Genomic DNA, 16,100 nt, shown 5'->3' with positions numbered 1-16,100 from the left:
GGCGGATGAGCAATCCCCTGCCCGACCCGTTCGCCGACCGCCCGGACTGGGCGCCGCTGCCGCCCCGGCCGGTGGAGACCGTGCCCGCGGCCGGCGGGGCCGAGCTGCGCGGACGCCGCGTGCTGGTCGGCCTGCCCGGCCTCGGCTGGCGCGGCGACCTGCGGGCCGACGAGCGGGTGGTGCAGGGCAGCCGCACCTACGTGCCAGTGATCCCGGAACACGAGTGGTACCGCGCCGAGGCCGAGCAGGTGGAGGTGTTCGCGCCGCTGGTGCCCGTGGAACGGGTCTGGGTGGAGACCATCGGCGAGCGGCGGCCGGTGGCCGGCACGATCGGCGGGGGCCTCCGGCTGGTCTCGCTTGATGTGCCGGAACGCCGGCCGCCCACGCCGGTGTTCGAGGCCGACGCGGTGACCGGGCGGCGCGTGGTGCACGTGGACAACGGCGTGGAGCGGCGCGACCTGCGCGCCGTCACCGAGACCTACTCCGGCGCGGACGGCGACATCTGCGTGCGGGTCGCCCCGGAGCTGGAGTGGTACCGGTGGGCCTGGCGTGGGCAGGCACCGACCACGTTGGAGGTGCCGGTGCACCTGCTCTGGCTGGAGTAGGTCTCAGCCGACCTTACTTGCCCCGCAGACGCGCCAGCCGTCCTTGTTATCCGCCAGGTCGAACCGCCAAGTCTCTCGACGGCCGCTCACCGATTGGCCGTCCCTTGAGCTAGCGATAGCGAGCGTCGTGGTAATCGATTCGCCTGATTCATTCTCGGTCTGAAGCAATGGCCCCCAGCTCACCTTGATCGACACACCGAAGGTCGCCTCGCGCTGCTCCAGCTCGGCCCTGAGATCTCGAATGCCACCCAGCCCTTGGCTGTCGTTACAGGTGAACTCCTGGGCCCTCGTGTCGTTTCGATCGATCAGGTAAGCCCGAATGTAGTTGGCCACGACCACGTCGGGGGCGCTTCGGTCCGGGGCGGTCGCGCGGTCGTACAGCACGAATCCGACCACCGCTCCGACGGTGCACAGCAACGCCAGCACCCCGGCGACGACAGCGAGCACTGTGCGCACCGGGCGCTTGGGGCGTACCGGGGCGGGAGCGGGCGCGGGCGCGGGGGGCGCCAACTGCTCCGGCGGGGTTCGCTGCGCCGGTACTCGGGACACCTGGGAACCGGCGGGGGGCTGCACTGATTCCACCTCCTGAGGCTATCGGCTGCGCGTCGCGTACCCAATGCCTGGAACCGGCGGATCGTGGCGAACCGCCGGGCGGACGCCGCCCGGCGGCGGGGTGAGGCTGCTCACCGCCGACCAGCTCACCGCGCCGACCGACATCCCGGTGGACGGCCGCCACCTGGGTTACCGTCACACCTCGGGGAGGACATGTCGGCCTCGGAAAGAGAGGTGGACGCGGTGGCGACTCCGAAGGCGCGCGCCGGCCGGGCCGCCGCGCTGCACCGCCGGGCCGAGGCAGCCGCGACGGCGGCGGCGGGCATCCTCGACGAGATCCGGCCCGCGCCGGCCGACCACCACCGGCAGTACGAGCTGGCCGAGCGTCTGCGGGCGGTGGCCGACCTGGCGGCGCCCGGCTGGGCCGGCGGGCCGCTGGAATCGCTGAGCGCGACGACGCCGCCCGGTGACGGTCTACCGCCGCTGGTCCGGGTCGGCGCCGCCGCGCCGCTCGACGACGCCCGTTTCCCCGCGCTGGTGCCGTTGCTCGGCAGCGGCCACCTGAGCCTCGACGCCGACGCCTCGGACGCCCGGGTGGCCGGGCTGCTCCGGGCGCTGCTGCTGCGCGTGTTCGCCGCTACTCCGGCGGGCGCGCTGCTGGCCCGCGCGGTCGACGGCGCTTCCGGTGAGACCTTCGCCGGGTACGCGCCGCTGGCCGACGCCGGCCTGCTCCCCCCGCCCGCCACCGACCTCGCCGGAATGCGCGCGGTGCTGGCCGAGGCGGAGCAGTGGACGGCGGCCGGAACGGCCCGGCAGCGTGGACACGACCGGACGCTGCTGCTCGTGGTCGCCGCACTGCCCGACGGTACGACCACGGCCGACCTGGACCGGCTCGCCGGACTGGCCGAGGGCGGGCCGCGCGCCGGGCTGCATCTGGTGCTCGCCGGCTGGCCGGACGGCAGCCCGCTGCCGCGCGCCACCCCGGTCACGGTGCGCACCGCGTACGCGCTGGTCGGCGACCCGCCCGGCGCCGGCTTCAGCAGTCCCGGCGCCGAACCGCCGGGCGGGCTGAACTCGCCCGTCTTCCTCGACGACGATCCGCCCGCCGGCCTGGTCGCCGACGTGTGCGCGCGGCTGGTGCGGCAGATCGAGGACGGCTCGCGTCTGTCCCTGCGTGACCTGCTGCCGGCTGACGGTTTCTGGGCGGCCGGCTCGGCGGACGGGCTGAGCACCACTGTCGGTGACGCCGCCGGGCGCCCGGTCAGCCTCGGCTTCACCGAGCTGACCCCGCACTGGCTGGTCAGCGGCCGGGGCCAGGCGGGCCGGTCGGCGTTCCTGACCGATGCGTTGTTCGGTCTCGCCGCCCGGTACGGACCGGACGAACTGGCGCTCTACCTGGCGGACCTGGCCGACGGCGAGTCCTTCGTGGAGTTCCTCCAGACCGAACGCGATCGTTCCTGGGTGCCGCAGGTGCGCGCCGCCGGGATGGCCGCCGACCGGGAGTACGTGGCCGACCTGTTCGGCGAGCTGGAGGCGGAGCTGCGTCGCCGCGAGGAGGCGTCCCGGCGGGCCGGTGGGCAGCGTTACACCGAGCTGCGGCAGCACCAGCCGCTGCCCCGGATCGTCTGCGTGGTCGACAACTTCCCGCTGGCGCTGCGCGAGCGGGACCGGCTCGCCGCTGATCTGCTGGCCCGGTTGGACGCGCTCGCCCGCGCCGGCCGGTCGTACGGGATCCACCTGGTGCTGGCCGGTGAGGGCGACCTGGGCATCGGTGGTCCGCGCGACCCGCTGCTCGGCCAGTTCCCGGTGCGGGTGGCGTTGCCCGGCGGCTCGGCGGTGCTGGAACCGGCGAACGACTCGGCGGCCGGGCTGCCGGTGGGTAGCGCGGTGGTGAACACGGCGGGTGGCCTGGGCGGCCCGCGCGGCGCGACCCGGGGGCACGAGCGGATGATCCGCTTCCCTGACCCGTACGAGGACCCCGAGGTCCTGACCGGCCTGCGGCGACGGCTCTGGGAGGCGCGGGGCGAGTCGGCGACGCCGCCGGTGGTCTTCGCCGGGTACGCCCGTCCGCTGCTCGCAAACGATCCGCGGCACCGGGCCGCGCTCGCCGGCCGCGCGCACGGGCCCGCCGCTCTGCTGGGCCGGGCGGTGGACGTGCGACGGTCCACCGTGACGGTGCCGTTGGGGCCGGGCGCGGGGCGGAACCTGGCCGTCCTGGGGCGGGACGAGGAGGCGGAGCGCCTGCTGGTGACGGCGGCCCGCAGCGCGGCGGCGGCACAGCCGGGCGGGGCCCGGTTCGTGCTGGCGCCGCTGGCGAACGGTTCGGCCGACCCGGCCGGGGTGCTCGCCGCCGAGCTGGCCGCACGGCACCGGGTGCAGACCGTCGACGCGGCCGGGCTGCGGGACGCCATGGCGTCGGACGAGCCGGGTTACCTGGTGGTGTTCGGGCTGGACGTGCCGGACGCCTCCGAGCTGCCGCCCGACCTGCTGCGGTCGCTGCTGCTGGAGGGCCCGCCCGCCGGCCGGCACCTGCTCGGCTGGTGGCGGACACCGGCCCCGCTGGCCGGGCTGCTCGGCCCGGAGGGCGAGGTGGACAAGCTCACCGCCGTGGCGGTCACCGACGTGCCGGGCGGCCGGTTGGAGCAGCTCTTCGACCGCCCGGTGTGGTGGCGGCCCCGGCCGGGTCGCGCGGTGCTCTGGGACGGCCCGGACGAGCAGGGCACGGTTTTCGTGCCGTTCGGCACGACCGAGGCGGCGGCGACCGCGCGGGTCGAGCCGCACCCGCGCCTGACGGACCGCACCGGGGAGGGGGCGGCATGAGTGAGACCGGCACGACCGTACCGGGGCCCCGCCCGGGTGGGCCGGCCACGGTGGCGGATCCCGCCGAGTCGGCCTGGGCGGAGTATGTCGCGGCCGCGCGGGCGCTCGACGGCGTACGCCGGGCGGCGGCCACCGCGGCCGGGGAGCAGGCGCGGTCGGTGGCCGCGGCCCGCGAGGAGCTGACCGCGGTACGCGAGCGGCTGGCGCCGCAGCAGTCCCGGCTGCGTGAGCTGGGCGTACCGGCGTTGTCGCTGGTCCCGACGCCGCCGGAGGTGACCGAGGCGGCCCGGTCGATGGCGGGCGGGCCGTCGGCGGTGCTCGCGGCGTTGCGCGCGGCCGGGGACTGGGCGGACGCGGCGGACGACACGCTGAGCGCGCGTGGCCTGCCGCGGCTGGCGCGGTGGCCGACCCGCCCCCGCAACCTGCTGGTGTACGGGCCGCTGGCGCTCGTGGTGCCGCTGCTCCAGCTCGTGCTGTACGCGGTCGCCGGTCCGGGCCCGGTGACGGTGTTGGCGCTGCTGGTCGGGCTGCCGCTGCCGGCTGTCGCGTTCATGCTGGGCTGGCTCGCGGTGGGGCGCATCTTCCGTCCGCGTCCCACCGACCGGGTGGACCGGACGCCGCGCTTCGGCGCCCTGGTCTGCCTGGTGCCGGCGGTGCTCACCGCCGCCGGCCTGCTGCTGGCCATGCTGCCGGACTGACGGCGGCTCCGTCGCCACCCGGCCGCGCGGGGTACGGGCCGGCCGCGCTCCCGGGCGGGAGTACGCGGCCGTCGGTGGCGCTCGGTGTCAGCGAGCCATGATCAGTGCCATCGCCTCGGCCCGCGACTTGGCGTCGTTCTGGAGGCCGCCGCGCACTGCGGACGTGATGGTCTTCGCGCCCGACTTCTGGATGCCGCGCATCGCCATGCACATGTGCTCGCACTCCAGCACGACGATCACGCCGCGCGGGGCGAGGCTGGACATCAGCAGGTCGGCGATCTGCGAGGTGAGCCGCTCCTGCACCTGCGGCCGGCGGGCGAACACCTCGACCAGCCGAGCCAGCTTGGACAGGCCGGTGATCCGGCCGTCCGGGCCGGGGATGTAGCCGATGTGCGCGCTGCCCCGGAACGGCAGCAGGTGGTGCTCGCAGAGGCTCATCACGTCGATGTCCCGGACGAGCACCAACTCCTCGTGGTGGGCCTCGAACGTGGTGCGGAGCACCTGCGCGGGGTCGACCCGCAGGCCGGCGAAGAGTTCGGCGTACGCGCGGGCCACCCGGGCCGGCGTCTGCTGGAGGCCGTCGCGGTCCGGGTCCTCGCCGACCGCGATGAGGATCTCGCGGACCGCCTTCTCGATCCGGGCGAGGTCGACGCTCTCCTCCACCGGGCCACCGGTGAGCTTGCCGCTGATCAGCCGCGCGGCCACGTAGTCGAGCGCGTCGTCGCCGTCGGGCTCGGTCGCGGAGACGGCCGACTCCCTGTGCGGGGAGCCGGCCGTCGTCGGATCGCTGTTCAGTGCGTGCCGTCCGAGTTGTTGCTGGAACCGCCGATCGAGGCGGCGCCGTCGGCGCGGGCCTGAGCGGCCAGCGCCTCCTTCTCGGCCGGCGTGAGCACCGGCGGCTCGGTGGAGGGCAGACGCTTGCCGAAGCCGTGGTACGGCGCCATCGGCGGGCGCTTGACCACGCGCGCGCAGATCCGGGCCATGTCGGCGGTGGAGAGCGTCTCCTTCTCCATCAGCTCCAGGACCATGTTGTCCAGGACGTCCCGGTATTCCACCAGGATCTCCCAGGCCTCGTCGTGGGCCAGCTCGATCAGCGCGCGCATCTCGCCGTCGATCTCGGCGGCCACCGAGTCGGAGTAGTCCCGCTCGTGGCCCATGTTGCGGCCGAGGAACGGCTCGTCGCCGCTGGTGCCGTACTTGATCGCACCGAGCTTGGAGCTCATGCCGTACTGCGTGATCATCGCGCGGGCCAGCTGGGTGGCCTTCTCGATGTCGTTGCCGGCGCCGGTGGTCGGCTCGTGGAAGACCAGTTCCTCGGCCGCCCGGCCACCCAGCGCGTACGCCAGGGTGTCGATCATCTCGGCCCGGGTCTGGGTGTACTTGTCCTCCGTCGGGAGGACCAGCGTGTGACCCAGCGAGCGACCTCGGGACAGGATGGTCACCTTGTGCACCGGCGCGGCGTGCGGCAGCGCCCAGGCGACCAGCGCGTGCCCACCCTCGTGGTACGCGGTGATCTTCTTTTCCTTGTCGCTCATCACCCGGGTCCGGCGCTGCGGACCGGCGATCACCCGGTCGATCGACTCCTCCAGGGAGTCGTTGGAGATCGCGCGCTGCTCCTTACGAGCGGTCAGCAGCGCGGCCTCGTTGATCACGTTAGCCAGGTCGGCGCCGCTGAAACCCGGGGTACGCCGGGCGACCGCGTCGAGGTCGACGTCGGGCGTGAACGGCTTGCCCTTGGCGTGCACCCGCAGGATGGCCTTGCGGCCCTCCATGTCGGGGGCGTCGACCGGGATCTGCCTGTCGAACCGGCCCGGGCGCAGCAGCGCCGGGTCGAGGATGTCCGGCCGGTTGGTGGCGGCGATCAGGATGACGCCACCCTTGGTGTCGAAGCCGTCCATCTCGACCAGCAACTGGTTGAGCGTCTGCTCCCGCTCGTCGTGGCCGCCGCCCATGCCGGCGCCACGGTGCCGGCCGACCGCGTCGATCTCGTCGACGAAGACGATCGCCGGGGCGTTCGACTTGGCCTGCTCGAACAGGTCGCGGACACGGCTGGCGCCGACACCGACGAACATCTCGACGAAGTCGGAGCCGGAGATGGAGTAGAAGGGCACCCCGGCCTCGCCGGCCACCGCGCGGGCGAGCAGCGTCTTGCCGGTACCGGGCGGGCCGAACAGCAGCACGCCCTTCGGGATCTTGGCGCCCAGGGCCTGGTACTTCGCCGGGTTCTGCAGGAAGTCCTTGATCTCGTGCAGTTCCTCGACGGCCTCGTCCGCCCCCGCGACGTCCGCGAAGGTGGTCTTCGGCGTGTCCTTGGTGATCATCTTCGCCTTGGACTTGCCGAAGTTGAGCACCCGCGAGCCGCCACCCTGCATCTGCGACATGAAGAACAGCAGCAGGAGCACGAGCAGCGCGATGGGAAGCAGGTTGACCAGCAGGCTGACCCAGATGCTGTCCGACGACACCTTGGTGTCGACCGGGCCGGTGATGCGGTCCGCCGCCTCGGCCTCGCGTACCTGGTTCCAGACCTGGCCGCCGACCTCGTACGGGAACTGCGCCTCGATCTTGTCGGTGGTGGTGTCGTCGCCGAACTTGGCCTTGTCCTTCAGGTCGAGCTGGAGCGTCTGCTCCTTGTCCTGGAAGACGACCTTCTCGATGCCACCCTTGTTGAGCTGGTCGAGCGCGACGGAAGTGTCCACCCGGTGGTAGCTGGGACCAGCGGTGAACAGTTGACTGAGCACGACGGCGCCGAGGATGACCAGGATGATCCAGACCACCGGTCGGCGGAAGAAACGCGTACGTTCCATGCTGTAGTCGGGTGCCGAGGCGCCCGCATCCTCCTGATCGACGTCCTGACCGTCTGAATGGTGTCGCCGCCTTGAGCGGCGGCCGGGGCCGCCGTGCGGGCCGGCCCGACCCCCGGGGCACGCAAACTGCCGCACCACGGTCATTCGACGGTACACCGTACGCGCGAGGAGTGAGCTTGCGAGCCCCGCAGTCGCGCACATTCGAAACCTCGGTGCGCGCGACAAGCGAGCTTGCGAGCCCGGCACTTACGCGTAGGGCGAACCCGGGTTTGAGCCAGCGTGACGGGGAGCTCCCACCCGACCCGCCCACACCGCACGGTCACGCGGTTCGAGGGGCCGGGCGTGGAGGGTGCCTCCACGTCACCGGCTCCTACCGTAGACCGGAAGACTGAGAGCCCGCTGAATGTCAGCTGACGAAGGGCTCGGCGGGGTCAGGCCCGGGCGTACACCTCGGGCTTGAGCACCCCGACGTAGGGCACCTCGCGGTACCGCTCGCCGAAGTCGAGCCCGTAGCCCACGACGAACTCGGTCGGGATGTCGAACCCGACGTACTTGACCGGGACCTGGACCTTGACCGCGTCCGGCTTGCGGAACAGCGCGACCACCTCGACGCTCGCCGCGGAGCGCGACTCCAGGTAGCGCAGCAGCCAGGACAGCGTCAGACCGGAGTCGACGATGTCCTCGACGACCACGACGTGCCGGCCGGCGATGTCGCGGTCGAGGTCCTTGAGGATCCGGACCACGCCGGACGAGGTGGTGCCCTGGCCGTAGGAGGAGACGGCCATGAACTCCAGCTCGGCGGGCGGGCCCTGACGGCCCAGCGCGCGGGCGAAGTCGGCCATGAACATGACCGCTCCCTTGAGCACACACACGAGCAGCAGGCCGTCCTCGACGTGGGCGTAGTCCGCCGAGACCTGCTTGGCCAGTTCCGCGGTCTTGTCGCGGATCTGCGCCTCCGAAATGATCACGTGGTCGATGTCGGCGTCGTACCAGGAGCCGTCAGCCATGCTCCTAGCCTGCCGTACGCCCCCGCGCCGCCGCCCGCGGGGCCGCCCCTTTTGGCGCGGTCCCGCCAGGGATTTTCGGCGCGAAATGAACAAATCACCTCAGCAGGTACGGGAGCGCCAGCGCTGCCCGTCGTCGCTCGGCTTCCAGTCGGCCGAGTCGCGGGTGTCGGCGGTGAACCCGAAGGCGCTGGCGCCGACGAGGAGGAGCAGGAAGAGCAGAAGCAGGAGAACGGTCATGGCGGCGCTCGCTTTCACATGGTCGAGACGGTTTTCGCCGCCGGTGCGCACCGGACACCATTGATTCTGCGGACCACCGACCGCGCCCGACAGTGGCAGGAAAGCCATTGGGCATCGACTTCCTGCCACTCATCGGGTTACCCTCGTCACATGCTCCACTCGGTCGCCGTCATCGCCTTGGACGAGGTAGCCCCGTTCGAACTCGGCGTGCTCGCGGAGGTCTTCGGCACCGACCGCACCACCGACGGCTTCCCCGGCTACCGGTTCGACGTCTGCACCGCCGACGGCAGCGCGGTCAGCAGCCGCTCCGGCTTCCTGCTCACCCCCACCGCCGGCCTGGGCCCGGTCGAGGACGCCGATTTGGTGGCGGTGCCCGCGCACGCCGACGGCGCCCCGGTCCCCGAACCGGTGCTCGCCGCGCTGCGCCGCGCCGCCGACCGGGGCGCCTGGATCCTCAGCGTCTGCGCCGGCGCGTTCGTGCTCGGTGAGGCGGGCGTGCTCGACGGGCGCGACTGCACCACCCACTGGCGGTACACCGACGAACTCCAGCGGCGCTTCCCGGCCGCCCGGGTCCAGTGCGACTCGCTCTACGTACAGGACGACCGGCTGCTCACCAGCGCCGGCACCGCCGCCGGCATCGACGCCTGCCTGCATCTGGTACGCCAGGAGCACGGCTCGGCGGTGGCGACCCGGCTGGCCCGCCGGATGGTGGTGCCACCGCACCGCGACGGCGGCCAGTCACAGTACGTCGAGGCGCCGATCCCCAAGGCGCCGGAGGCACCCACCCTGGAACCGGTGCTGGAGTGGCTGATGGGACACCTACGGCGGCAGGTGACAGTGGACGAGTTGGCGGCGCGCGCCGGGATGGCCCCGCGTACGTTCGCCCGCCGGTTCCGCGCCGAGACCGGCACCACCCCGCACGACTGGCTGACCAACCAGCGGGTGCTGCTGGCCCGGCACCTGCTGGAGGACACCACGCTGAGCGTGGAGGGGGTCGCCGAGCAGGCCGGTTTCGGCGACGCGGCCGCCCTGCGGCACCACTTCACCCGCCGGGTGGGCACCACCCCGCTGGCCTACCGCACCACCTTCCGAGACCGCCAAACGACCTGACCGACCTGGCCCGTCCCGACACCCCGCCCCGCCTCGCCCACCGCACCCGGCTCGTCCCGTCGATCATGAGGTTGGTCCTGCCTTGGTGGGCGGTCAGGGTAGGAGGTGGCCGGCGTGGCGGCGGACCTGGTGGCCGCCGGGTAGGTGCACCGGGCCCTGTCCGCGCCAGGCCGTGACCAGGGCGTCCAGCGCCGCCACGTGGCTGTGGGACAGCGCGGCCGGCGCGGCGCCCAGCTCGCGGGCCCACGCGTGCAGCACCCGGGTGCGGACGGCGGCCGGCAACTCGGCGAGCCCGGCGACGGACAGGCCGCTCCCCTCGGTCCGGACGTCGGGCAGCGCGGCGTCGGCGAGCGCGGCGAGCGCGGCGTTGTCGGCCGCGAGCAGCCCGGCGGTACGGGCGAGGTTCGCCACCACCCCCGGGCCCAGCGCGTCGACGAGCGCGGGCAGCGCGTCGGACCGGACCCGGGCCCGGGCGTACGCGGGATCGGCGTTGTGCGGGTCCGCCCACGGGTCGAGTCCGAGCGCGGCGCAGGCGGCCCGGGTGTCGGCACGCGCGACGTCGAGGAACGGGCGTAGCAGGGGCACCCCGTCGAGATCGCGCCGTTCCGGCATCCCGGACAGCCCGCGCGGCCCGGCGCCCCGGGCCAGCGCCAGCAGGACGGTCTCCGCCTGGTCGTCGCGTGTGTGTCCGAGCAGCACCCCGGCCGCGTCGTACCGGTGGGCGGCCGCGACCAGCGCCTCGTACCGGGCCTCCCGGGCGGCCGCCTCGGGGCCGCCCGGCCGGCCGTCCACCCGTACCGCGAGCACCTCGACCGGATCGAGCCCCGCGGCGCGGGCCCAGCCGGCGACCGCCTCGGCCCGTTCGGCGGACCCGGGTTGAAGGCCGTGGTCGACTGTCACCAGGCCGGCCGGACGCCCGAGCCGGGGGGCCACGAACGCGGTGGCGGCGGCGAGCGCGAGCGAGTCGGCCCCGCCGGAGCAGGCCACCAGCACCGGACCGCCGCCGGGCAGGCCGGTCAGCAGCCGGCGTACGGCGAGCCGCACGGCGGCGACGGCGGGCGCGGGCGACGGCGATCTCCGCGACCGGGCGCCGGCGCCATCGGCCGAGCCGAGACCAGCCGAGCCGACCGGACCAGCCGAGCCGAGCCGACCAGCAGTAACGGCCGGATCAGACGACGGGCGGGGTGGCACCGGCGGGCCCGTGTACGCGGTTCACCCAGGCGTCCGGATCGCCCAGCTCGTCCAGCCGGGGGAGCGTCAGCGGGGACGAGAAGATCTTGTTGAAGCCGGGCATCCCCACTCGGTCGACCACGCCGTGCACGAACTTGCGGCCCTCGGCGTACTGGCGCATCTTGACCTCGATGCCGAGCAGCCGCCGGATCGCCTTCTCCAGCGGGTTGCCGGACTCGCGGCGGCGGTTGAACGCCGCGCGGATCGACTCGACGCTGGGGATGACCTGCGGCCCCACGCCGTCCATCACGAACTCGGCGTGGCCCTCCAGCAGCGTCATCAGCGCGGTCAGCCGGTCCAGCACCGCACGCTGGGCCGGGGTCTGCACGATGTCCAGCACGCTGGCCCGGCTCTCCGGGTCCTTGACCGCGTCGGAGAGCGTGGCCACCCCACGGCGCAGCCGTTCAAGCAGGTGCTCGCCGCCCTGCGAGGCGTCCACGAACGCCTGCACCTCCCCGAGGAAGTACGCGCGCATCCACGGCACGGCGGTGAACTGGGTGCGGTGGGTGACCTCGTGCAGGCACACCCAGAGCCGGAAGTCGCGCGAGTCCGCGCCGAGCTTCCGCTCGACCTCGAGGATGTTCGGCGCGACCAGCAGCAACTGGCCGGGATCGCCGGCGAAGACCTCGTACTGGCCGAGCACGCGTCCGGAGAGGTACGCGAGCACGGTGCCGGCCTGCACACCGGTCACCCGGGAGCCGATCGCCTCGGTGAGCGCGCCCGGTCGCTTGTCGCCGGAGAGGCGCTCGACGAGCGGGGAGACCACCTCACGCAGCCCGGCGATGTTCGCCGCCGCCCAGTCGCGGCGGTCGACGACGCGTACCGGCGGGTGCGCGACCTGCGCCCGCAGGCCGGTGTAGTCGGCGACGTGCCCGGCCGCCTCCTCGGTCAGCCGGCGCAGGTCGCCGACCACGTCGGTCGCCTCGGCGTACGACACCCGAGGGCCCGACTTACTCAGCGCCCCCGCGGTAGCGGCGGCCAGATCCCAGTCCACGAACTGCGCCATGAACCCACCGTACCCGCGCCGGAACACCCCTACCCGGGCTCGCGCCGGCCGATCGACCCCCGTCGGTCAGCGGCAGCCGCACCCGGCCAGCGCGGAGCCGATCCGGTCCAGCGCCGCGCGGGTCTCGTCCAGTGAGCCCTGGGTCCGGTCGGTGAGCACGGCGAACGTGAGCAGCCGGCCGTCGGCGGTGGTGACCGTGCCGGCGATCGCGTTGACGCCGCTCAGCGTGCCGGTCTTGGCCCGCACCACGCCCGCCCCCGCGCTCGTGGCCGCCGCCCGGTAGCGCTCGCCGAGCGTGCCCGACCAGCCGCCCACCGGCAGGCCGCCGAAGATCGCGGCGAGTTCCGGGTGGCTGCCGTTGCCGGCCAGCGTGATCAGATCGGTCAGCAGCGAAGGGCTGATCCGGTTGGTGCGGGACAGGCCGCTGCCGTCGGCCAGGCTGATCTCGCCGGCCGGCAGGCCCATCTCGCCGAGCACCTGGTCGGTGGCCGCCGCGCCGCCGGCGAACGAGCCGGGCTTGCCCTTGGCGAGCGCCACCTGCCGGGCCATCGCCTCGGCGATCACGTTGTCGCTGTCGCTGATCATGATGTCGACCAGCCGGATCATCGGCAGGGACTCCACCTTGCCCAGCTCGGCGCCGGGGGCCGTACCCGTGGCGCCGGAGGCCGCCGGCGCGGCACCCCGGGCCACCTGGGCCGCGCCGCCGGTCAGGCCGAGAAGCTTGGCGAACTGCCGGCCGGCGGTCAGGTCGGGCTGCGGCACCCGCTCGGCGGCGTGGTTGGTCTGCTCGGCGGTGCGCCGCGCCTCGGCCGGGTTCTTCCGGGCGCCGTCGGTCATCAACGCGGTGATCGCCGCGCCGAAGCCACCGGTGGGGATGTCGGCGTCCCAGCCGGGCTCGAAGACCGGGCCGTTGAACAGCGACGAGTCGACGATCACCTTGGTCGGCGCGGTGCCGCCCAACGCGTCGCGCACCTGGGCGGCCAGGTCGTCCAGCCGGGCCGCGCCCGGGTAGAAACCGTCCTTGTTCACGGCGAGCGTGGGGTCACCACCGCCGACCAGGACCACCTCGCCCGGGTTGGCCCCGGCCACCGCGCGGGTCGGGATCCGGTACGCCGGGCCGCGTGCCGCGAGCACCGCCACGCCGGTCGCCAGCTTGGTCACCGAGGCGGGCACGGTGGGGGTGTCCTGGCCCCTGCCGTAGAGCGCCTGGCCGGTGCTCACGTCGGCCACCGACACGTGCACCCGGTCGCCGAGCGTGGCGGCGCGGACCAGCGGGTCGAGGGCCGCGCGGATGCCGGCCTCGGTGGGCAGCGGTGCGTTGCCGTTCGGCTCGGCGAGCACTGCCGGCGGGGTGGGCTCGGGCGGCGCGGCGACCGCCGTACCCGTGCTGTCGACGTCGCCCAGCCACCCGGCGACCGGGCCGGGGCGCAGCACCGCGAGCCCGGCCACCGCCAGGGCCAGCACGAGCACGCAGGCCAGCGCCGCGAGCAGCCGCGAGCGGCGTCGTGGCCGGCCCGGCGGCGGGGCGGAAGGTACGGGCGGCGCGGCGCCGGACGGCGGAACCGGCGGGCTGACCGGGATCGAGCCCGGCATGCCGGGCCGGCCCACCGGGCGTGCCGAATCGTACGGCGGACCGCCGCGGGCCGACCCGGAGGCGGGGCCACGCCCGTCGTGCGGACGGGCGAAGCCCGGGCCGTGGTGCGGCGGGCCGACGGAGGCGGACCCGGCGGCCGGAGCCGGACGACGAGGGACGTTGGCGCCCGGGACGGACACCCGCCCGGTGGCCCCGCCGGAACCGGAACCGGCAGACCCGCGCCCGTCAACCCTCTCGGGGCGGTAGTGTGAATCTTCCCTCCCCACGGCCCCCTCCTCCCCCGCTCGAAATCGCCTTGGGCGACACTACTTCGGTCCGAACACTATGCGGCGGCCGGAGCCGGCGGGGGGCGTTCACCCCGCGCCCGGGGTGAGCCGCTGGTTTCCGTTAGCCAGCGTGGGCAAACGAGGGAGCGTGGAAGATGGATTTCGACGTCACGGTTGAGATCCCCAAGGGTCACCGCAACAAGTACGAGGTAGACCACGCGACCGGCCGCATCCGGCTGGACCGCACCCTCTTCACCTCCACGCAGTACCCGGCCGACTACGGCTTCATCGAGGGCACCCTGGGCGAGGACGGCGACCCGCTGGACGCGCTGGTGCTGGTGCCCGAGCCGACCTTCCCGGGCTGCCTGATCCGCTGCCGCACCATCGGCATGTTCCGGATGACCGACGAGAAGGGCGGCGACGACAAGGTCCTCTGCGTCCCCTACGAGGACCCGCGTCAGGAGCACCTGCGCGACATCCACCACCTGGGCGAGTTCGACCGGCTGGAGATCCAGCACTTCTTCGAGGTCTACAAGGACCTGGAGCCGGGCAAGTCGGTCGAGGGCGCGACCTGGGTGGGCCGGGTCGAGGCCGAGGCGGAGATCGTCGCGTCGTACCGGCGCGCCAAGGAGGCCGAGGAGCGCGGCGAGACGCTGCACTGACGCTCGATGCTTGCCGGAGGCCCGGGCCGCGCTTCGCGCCCCGGGCCTCCGCGTGTCTCAGGCGAGCAGGTCGCGGGCCCGGTCGTAGAGGTCGAGCACCGCGCAGGCCACCGGCACGACCGCGACCACGAGCGCGGTGTCGGTCAGGTCGGCCAGCCGGCCGAGGTACGGGGAGACCGGGCGCCGGGCGTACGTCGCCCCGGCGGTGACCGCCGTCACGGCCAGGGACAGCCCGCCCACCGTCAGCGCCAGCCGGCCACCCGGACCGGCCCGGCCGGCCAGCACCACGCCGAGCAGGGCGAACCCGATCAGCCCGGCGACTATCGCCGGCACCCGGTGCCGTACCGCCACGAACAGGCGCGAACGCAGCAGCAGCACCCCGCCGGCGACGGCGGCCAGCAGCAGCCCGGCCGTCCGGCCGACGGAGACGAGCACCGCGACCGCGCCGACGGCCAGCACCGCGTGGCCGAGCAGCATCCCGGTCAGCACCTCTTCGGCGCGGGCCACCGCCGCGTGCACCCGCCCGCGGTCCGGCAGGTCCCGGGTGCCGGCCGGGCCGGGCAGGGTGAGCGGCGGCAGCGGCAGCTTGCCGACCCGGATGGCCAGCAGCGGCAGCCCGCCGAGCGCGAACACGAGCACGGCGAGCAGTACGGCGGCGGTGCCGTCGGGGTCGAGCAGCAGCCCGCCGAGCGCGGCTGCCACGCCGGCCACGCCGACCGTCACCCCGGCCACGAAGACGCGGGACCGGCTGGCCACGCCGAGCAGGCCGAGCACCGCCGCCAGCAGCAGCGCCACCGAGCCGACGAGCAGCTCGGGGGCGCCCACCCAGCGCAGGCCGGTGATCGGGCCGACCGGATCGCCGGAGGCGACCGAGAGCGCTCCGGCCACCGCCGCCCAGGGCAGCGCGTACCCGCCGAGGGTGGCACCGACCGGGCCGTCCCCGTACGCCCGGGACGCGGCGGTGGCGGTGAGCACCAGGATCAGGGCGACCGCCGCGGCGACCGGCCAGCCGCGCTCCCCCGGACCGGCCGCGACGACTGCGACCAGCCCGACGGCCAGGGGTACGGCGGCGCCGCTCAGCGCGGCGGCCCGGGTGGCGTGTCCCGACCAGGCGGCGCCCCGGCGCCGGGCGCCGTCCACTATCGCCTCGACCACGTCGTCGTACTCCAGTTCGGGCCACTGCGCGCGGGCCGGCACCAGGTGCAGCACCTCGCCGTCGCGGACGCCCTGGGGCAGCAGCGCCTGGGCGGTGGCGAGCACCGCGCCGTCGGTCCGGCGCAGCACCCATCCGCCGTGCCGTTCCCCGTCGTCGGCCAGCCCTTCACCGGCGTGCCGGAGCACCTCGGGCAGCAGCTCGGCCAGGGGGACCTGCTCCGGTAGGGCCACGTCCACCCGCCGCCTGGGCGCGCTGATCGTGACCCGGGCGAGCCCGGTTGTCATCGAGGCATCTCCATATCGAGCGGAGGGAGTGGGCTGACGGACGAGAGGACTTTACCTACGATGAGCCAG

The 16,100-nt window shown here is 74.3% G+C and carries 14 protein-coding genes; 5 read left to right on the top strand and 9 right to left on the bottom strand.

The features are described from left to right. Nucleotides 1-5 precede the first annotated feature (5 nt). Nucleotides 6-605, top strand: coding sequence for a hypothetical protein (locus tag ACFYON_RS11030; RefSeq protein ID WP_354868931.1), 600 nt, complete (start codon nucleotides 6-8; stop codon nucleotides 603-605). Nucleotides 606-608: 3 nt separating this feature from the next. Here the strand turns inward: ACFYON_RS11030 and ACFYON_RS11025 are convergent, their stop codons facing one another. Next, nucleotides 609-1,178 (bottom strand): hypothetical protein, encoded by a 570-nt coding sequence (locus ACFYON_RS11025; protein ID WP_355095764.1) that lies wholly within the window; start codon nucleotides 1,176-1,178, stop codon nucleotides 609-611. Between the two features lie 213 nt (nucleotides 1,179-1,391). Here ACFYON_RS11025 and ACFYON_RS11020 point away from each other — a divergent pair, with 213 nt between their 5' ends. Together ACFYON_RS11020 and ACFYON_RS11015 are read left to right on the top strand one after the other, a co-directional pair. Beyond that, nucleotides 1,392-3,977: an FtsK/SpoIIIE domain-containing protein gene (locus ACFYON_RS11020; RefSeq protein ID WP_354869180.1), complete on the top strand. Its 2,586-nt coding sequence runs from the start codon at nucleotides 1,392-1,394 to the stop codon at nucleotides 3,975-3,977. Next, on the top strand, nucleotides 3,974-4,675 hold the full coding sequence (locus ACFYON_RS11015; protein ID WP_354868934.1) for a hypothetical protein: 702 nt from the start codon (nucleotides 3,974-3,976) through the stop codon (nucleotides 4,673-4,675). The genes ACFYON_RS11020 and ACFYON_RS11015 overlap by 4 nt, the downstream gene beginning before the upstream one ends. Before the next feature lie 87 nt (nucleotides 4,676-4,762). On the opposite strand, the gene folE is transcribed toward ACFYON_RS11015, so the two are convergent. The 4 genes from folE to ACFYON_RS10995 form a co-directional block, all read right to left on the bottom strand. Further along, nucleotides 4,763-5,380 (bottom strand): GTP cyclohydrolase I FolE, encoded by a 618-nt coding sequence (gene folE / locus ACFYON_RS11010; protein WP_354868937.1) that lies wholly within the window; start codon nucleotides 5,378-5,380, stop codon nucleotides 4,763-4,765. An 86-nt stretch (nucleotides 5,381-5,466) separates the two neighbouring features. Beyond that, nucleotides 5,467-7,479, bottom strand: a complete 2,013-nt coding sequence (gene ftsH, locus ACFYON_RS11005; RefSeq protein WP_354868939.1) for an ATP-dependent zinc metalloprotease FtsH — start codon at nucleotides 7,477-7,479, stop codon at nucleotides 5,467-5,469. Nucleotides 7,480-7,910: 431 nt separating this feature from the next. Then, nucleotides 7,911-8,486, bottom strand: coding sequence for a hypoxanthine phosphoribosyltransferase (hpt, locus tag ACFYON_RS11000; protein ID WP_013288988.1), 576 nt, complete (start codon nucleotides 8,484-8,486; stop codon nucleotides 7,911-7,913). Nucleotides 8,487-8,585: 99 nt separating this feature from the next. Then, nucleotides 8,586-8,723, bottom strand: a complete 138-nt coding sequence (locus tag ACFYON_RS10995) for a hypothetical protein (RefSeq protein WP_018786602.1) — start codon at nucleotides 8,721-8,723, stop codon at nucleotides 8,586-8,588. A gap of 150 nt (nucleotides 8,724-8,873) precedes the next feature. Between ACFYON_RS10995 and ACFYON_RS10990 the strand changes: the two genes are divergently transcribed. Next, nucleotides 8,874-9,833 carry a helix-turn-helix domain-containing protein gene (locus ACFYON_RS10990; protein WP_354868944.1) on the top strand — a complete coding sequence of 320 codons (960 nt, stop codon included), beginning with the start codon at nucleotides 8,874-8,876 and terminating at the stop codon, nucleotides 9,831-9,833. A gap of 93 nt (nucleotides 9,834-9,926) precedes the next feature. Here the strand turns inward: ACFYON_RS10990 and tilS are convergent, their stop codons facing one another. From tilS to dacB, 3 genes are all read right to left on the bottom strand, one after another. Further along, a complete protein-coding gene (tilS, locus tag ACFYON_RS10985; RefSeq protein ID WP_354868946.1) occupies nucleotides 9,927-10,877 on the bottom strand; it encodes a tRNA lysidine(34) synthetase TilS in 951 nt (316 codons plus the stop codon). A 124-nt stretch (nucleotides 10,878-11,001) separates the two neighbouring features. Then, entirely contained in the window at nucleotides 11,002-12,069 is a 1,068-nt protein-coding gene (locus ACFYON_RS10980) for a zinc-dependent metalloprotease (protein ID WP_354868948.1), read from the bottom strand. A gap of 66 nt (nucleotides 12,070-12,135) precedes the next feature. Next, nucleotides 12,136-13,662, bottom strand: a complete 1,527-nt coding sequence (dacB, locus tag ACFYON_RS10975; protein WP_387188160.1) for a D-alanyl-D-alanine carboxypeptidase/D-alanyl-D-alanine-endopeptidase — start codon at nucleotides 13,660-13,662, stop codon at nucleotides 12,136-12,138. Between the two features lie 422 nt (nucleotides 13,663-14,084). On the opposite strand from dacB, the gene ACFYON_RS10970 reads away from it, so the two are divergent. Then, a complete protein-coding gene (locus ACFYON_RS10970; RefSeq protein WP_091425759.1) occupies nucleotides 14,085-14,591 on the top strand; it encodes an inorganic diphosphatase in 507 nt (168 codons plus the stop codon). A 57-nt stretch (nucleotides 14,592-14,648) separates the two neighbouring features. On the opposite strand, the gene eccD is transcribed toward ACFYON_RS10970, so the two are convergent. After that, complete coding sequence (gene eccD, locus ACFYON_RS10965; protein WP_354868954.1) at nucleotides 14,649-16,031, bottom strand: type VII secretion integral membrane protein EccD; 1,383 nt, start codon at nucleotides 16,029-16,031, stop codon at nucleotides 14,649-14,651. Nucleotides 16,032-16,100 lie beyond the last annotated feature (69 nt).

The organism is Micromonospora sp. NPDC005686 (assembly GCF_042871665.1).
In the GTDB taxonomy this organism is placed as follows: Bacteria; Actinomycetota; Actinomycetes; order Mycobacteriales; family Micromonosporaceae; genus Micromonospora.
Note: the sequence above shows the minus strand (reverse complement) of the source record. Positions and strands in the feature narration are given on the sequence as shown.

Bases quoted from the DNA above. Each gene is read 5' to 3' on its own strand.
- ACFYON_RS11030 (WP_354868931.1), top strand. From the start codon at position 6: ATGAGCAATCCCCTGCCCGACCCGTTCGCCGACCGCCCGGACTGGGCG.
- ACFYON_RS11015 (WP_354868934.1), top strand. From the start codon at position 3,974: ATGAGTGAGACCGGCACGACCGTACCGGGGCCCCGCCCGGGTGGGCCG.
- ftsH (WP_354868939.1), bottom strand. From the start codon at position 7,479: ATGGAACGTACGCGTTTCTTCCGCCGACCGGTGGTCTGGATCATCCTG.
- hpt (WP_013288988.1), bottom strand. From the start codon at position 8,486: ATGGCTGACGGCTCCTGGTACGACGCCGACATCGACCACGTGATCATT.
- ACFYON_RS10995 (WP_018786602.1), bottom strand. From the start codon at position 8,723: ATGACCGTTCTCCTGCTTCTGCTCTTCCTGCTCCTCCTCGTCGGCGCC.
- ACFYON_RS10990 (WP_354868944.1), top strand. From the start codon at position 8,874: ATGCTCCACTCGGTCGCCGTCATCGCCTTGGACGAGGTAGCCCCGTTC.
- ACFYON_RS10980 (WP_354868948.1), bottom strand. From the start codon at position 12,069: ATGGCGCAGTTCGTGGACTGGGATCTGGCCGCCGCTACCGCGGGGGCG.
- dacB (WP_387188160.1), bottom strand. From the start codon at position 13,662: ATGCCGGGCTCGATCCCGGTCAGCCCGCCGGTTCCGCCGTCCGGCGCC.
- ACFYON_RS10970 (WP_091425759.1), top strand. From the start codon at position 14,085: ATGGATTTCGACGTCACGGTTGAGATCCCCAAGGGTCACCGCAACAAG.
- eccD (WP_354868954.1), bottom strand. From the start codon at position 16,031: ATGACAACCGGGCTCGCCCGGGTCACGATCAGCGCGCCCAGGCGGCGG.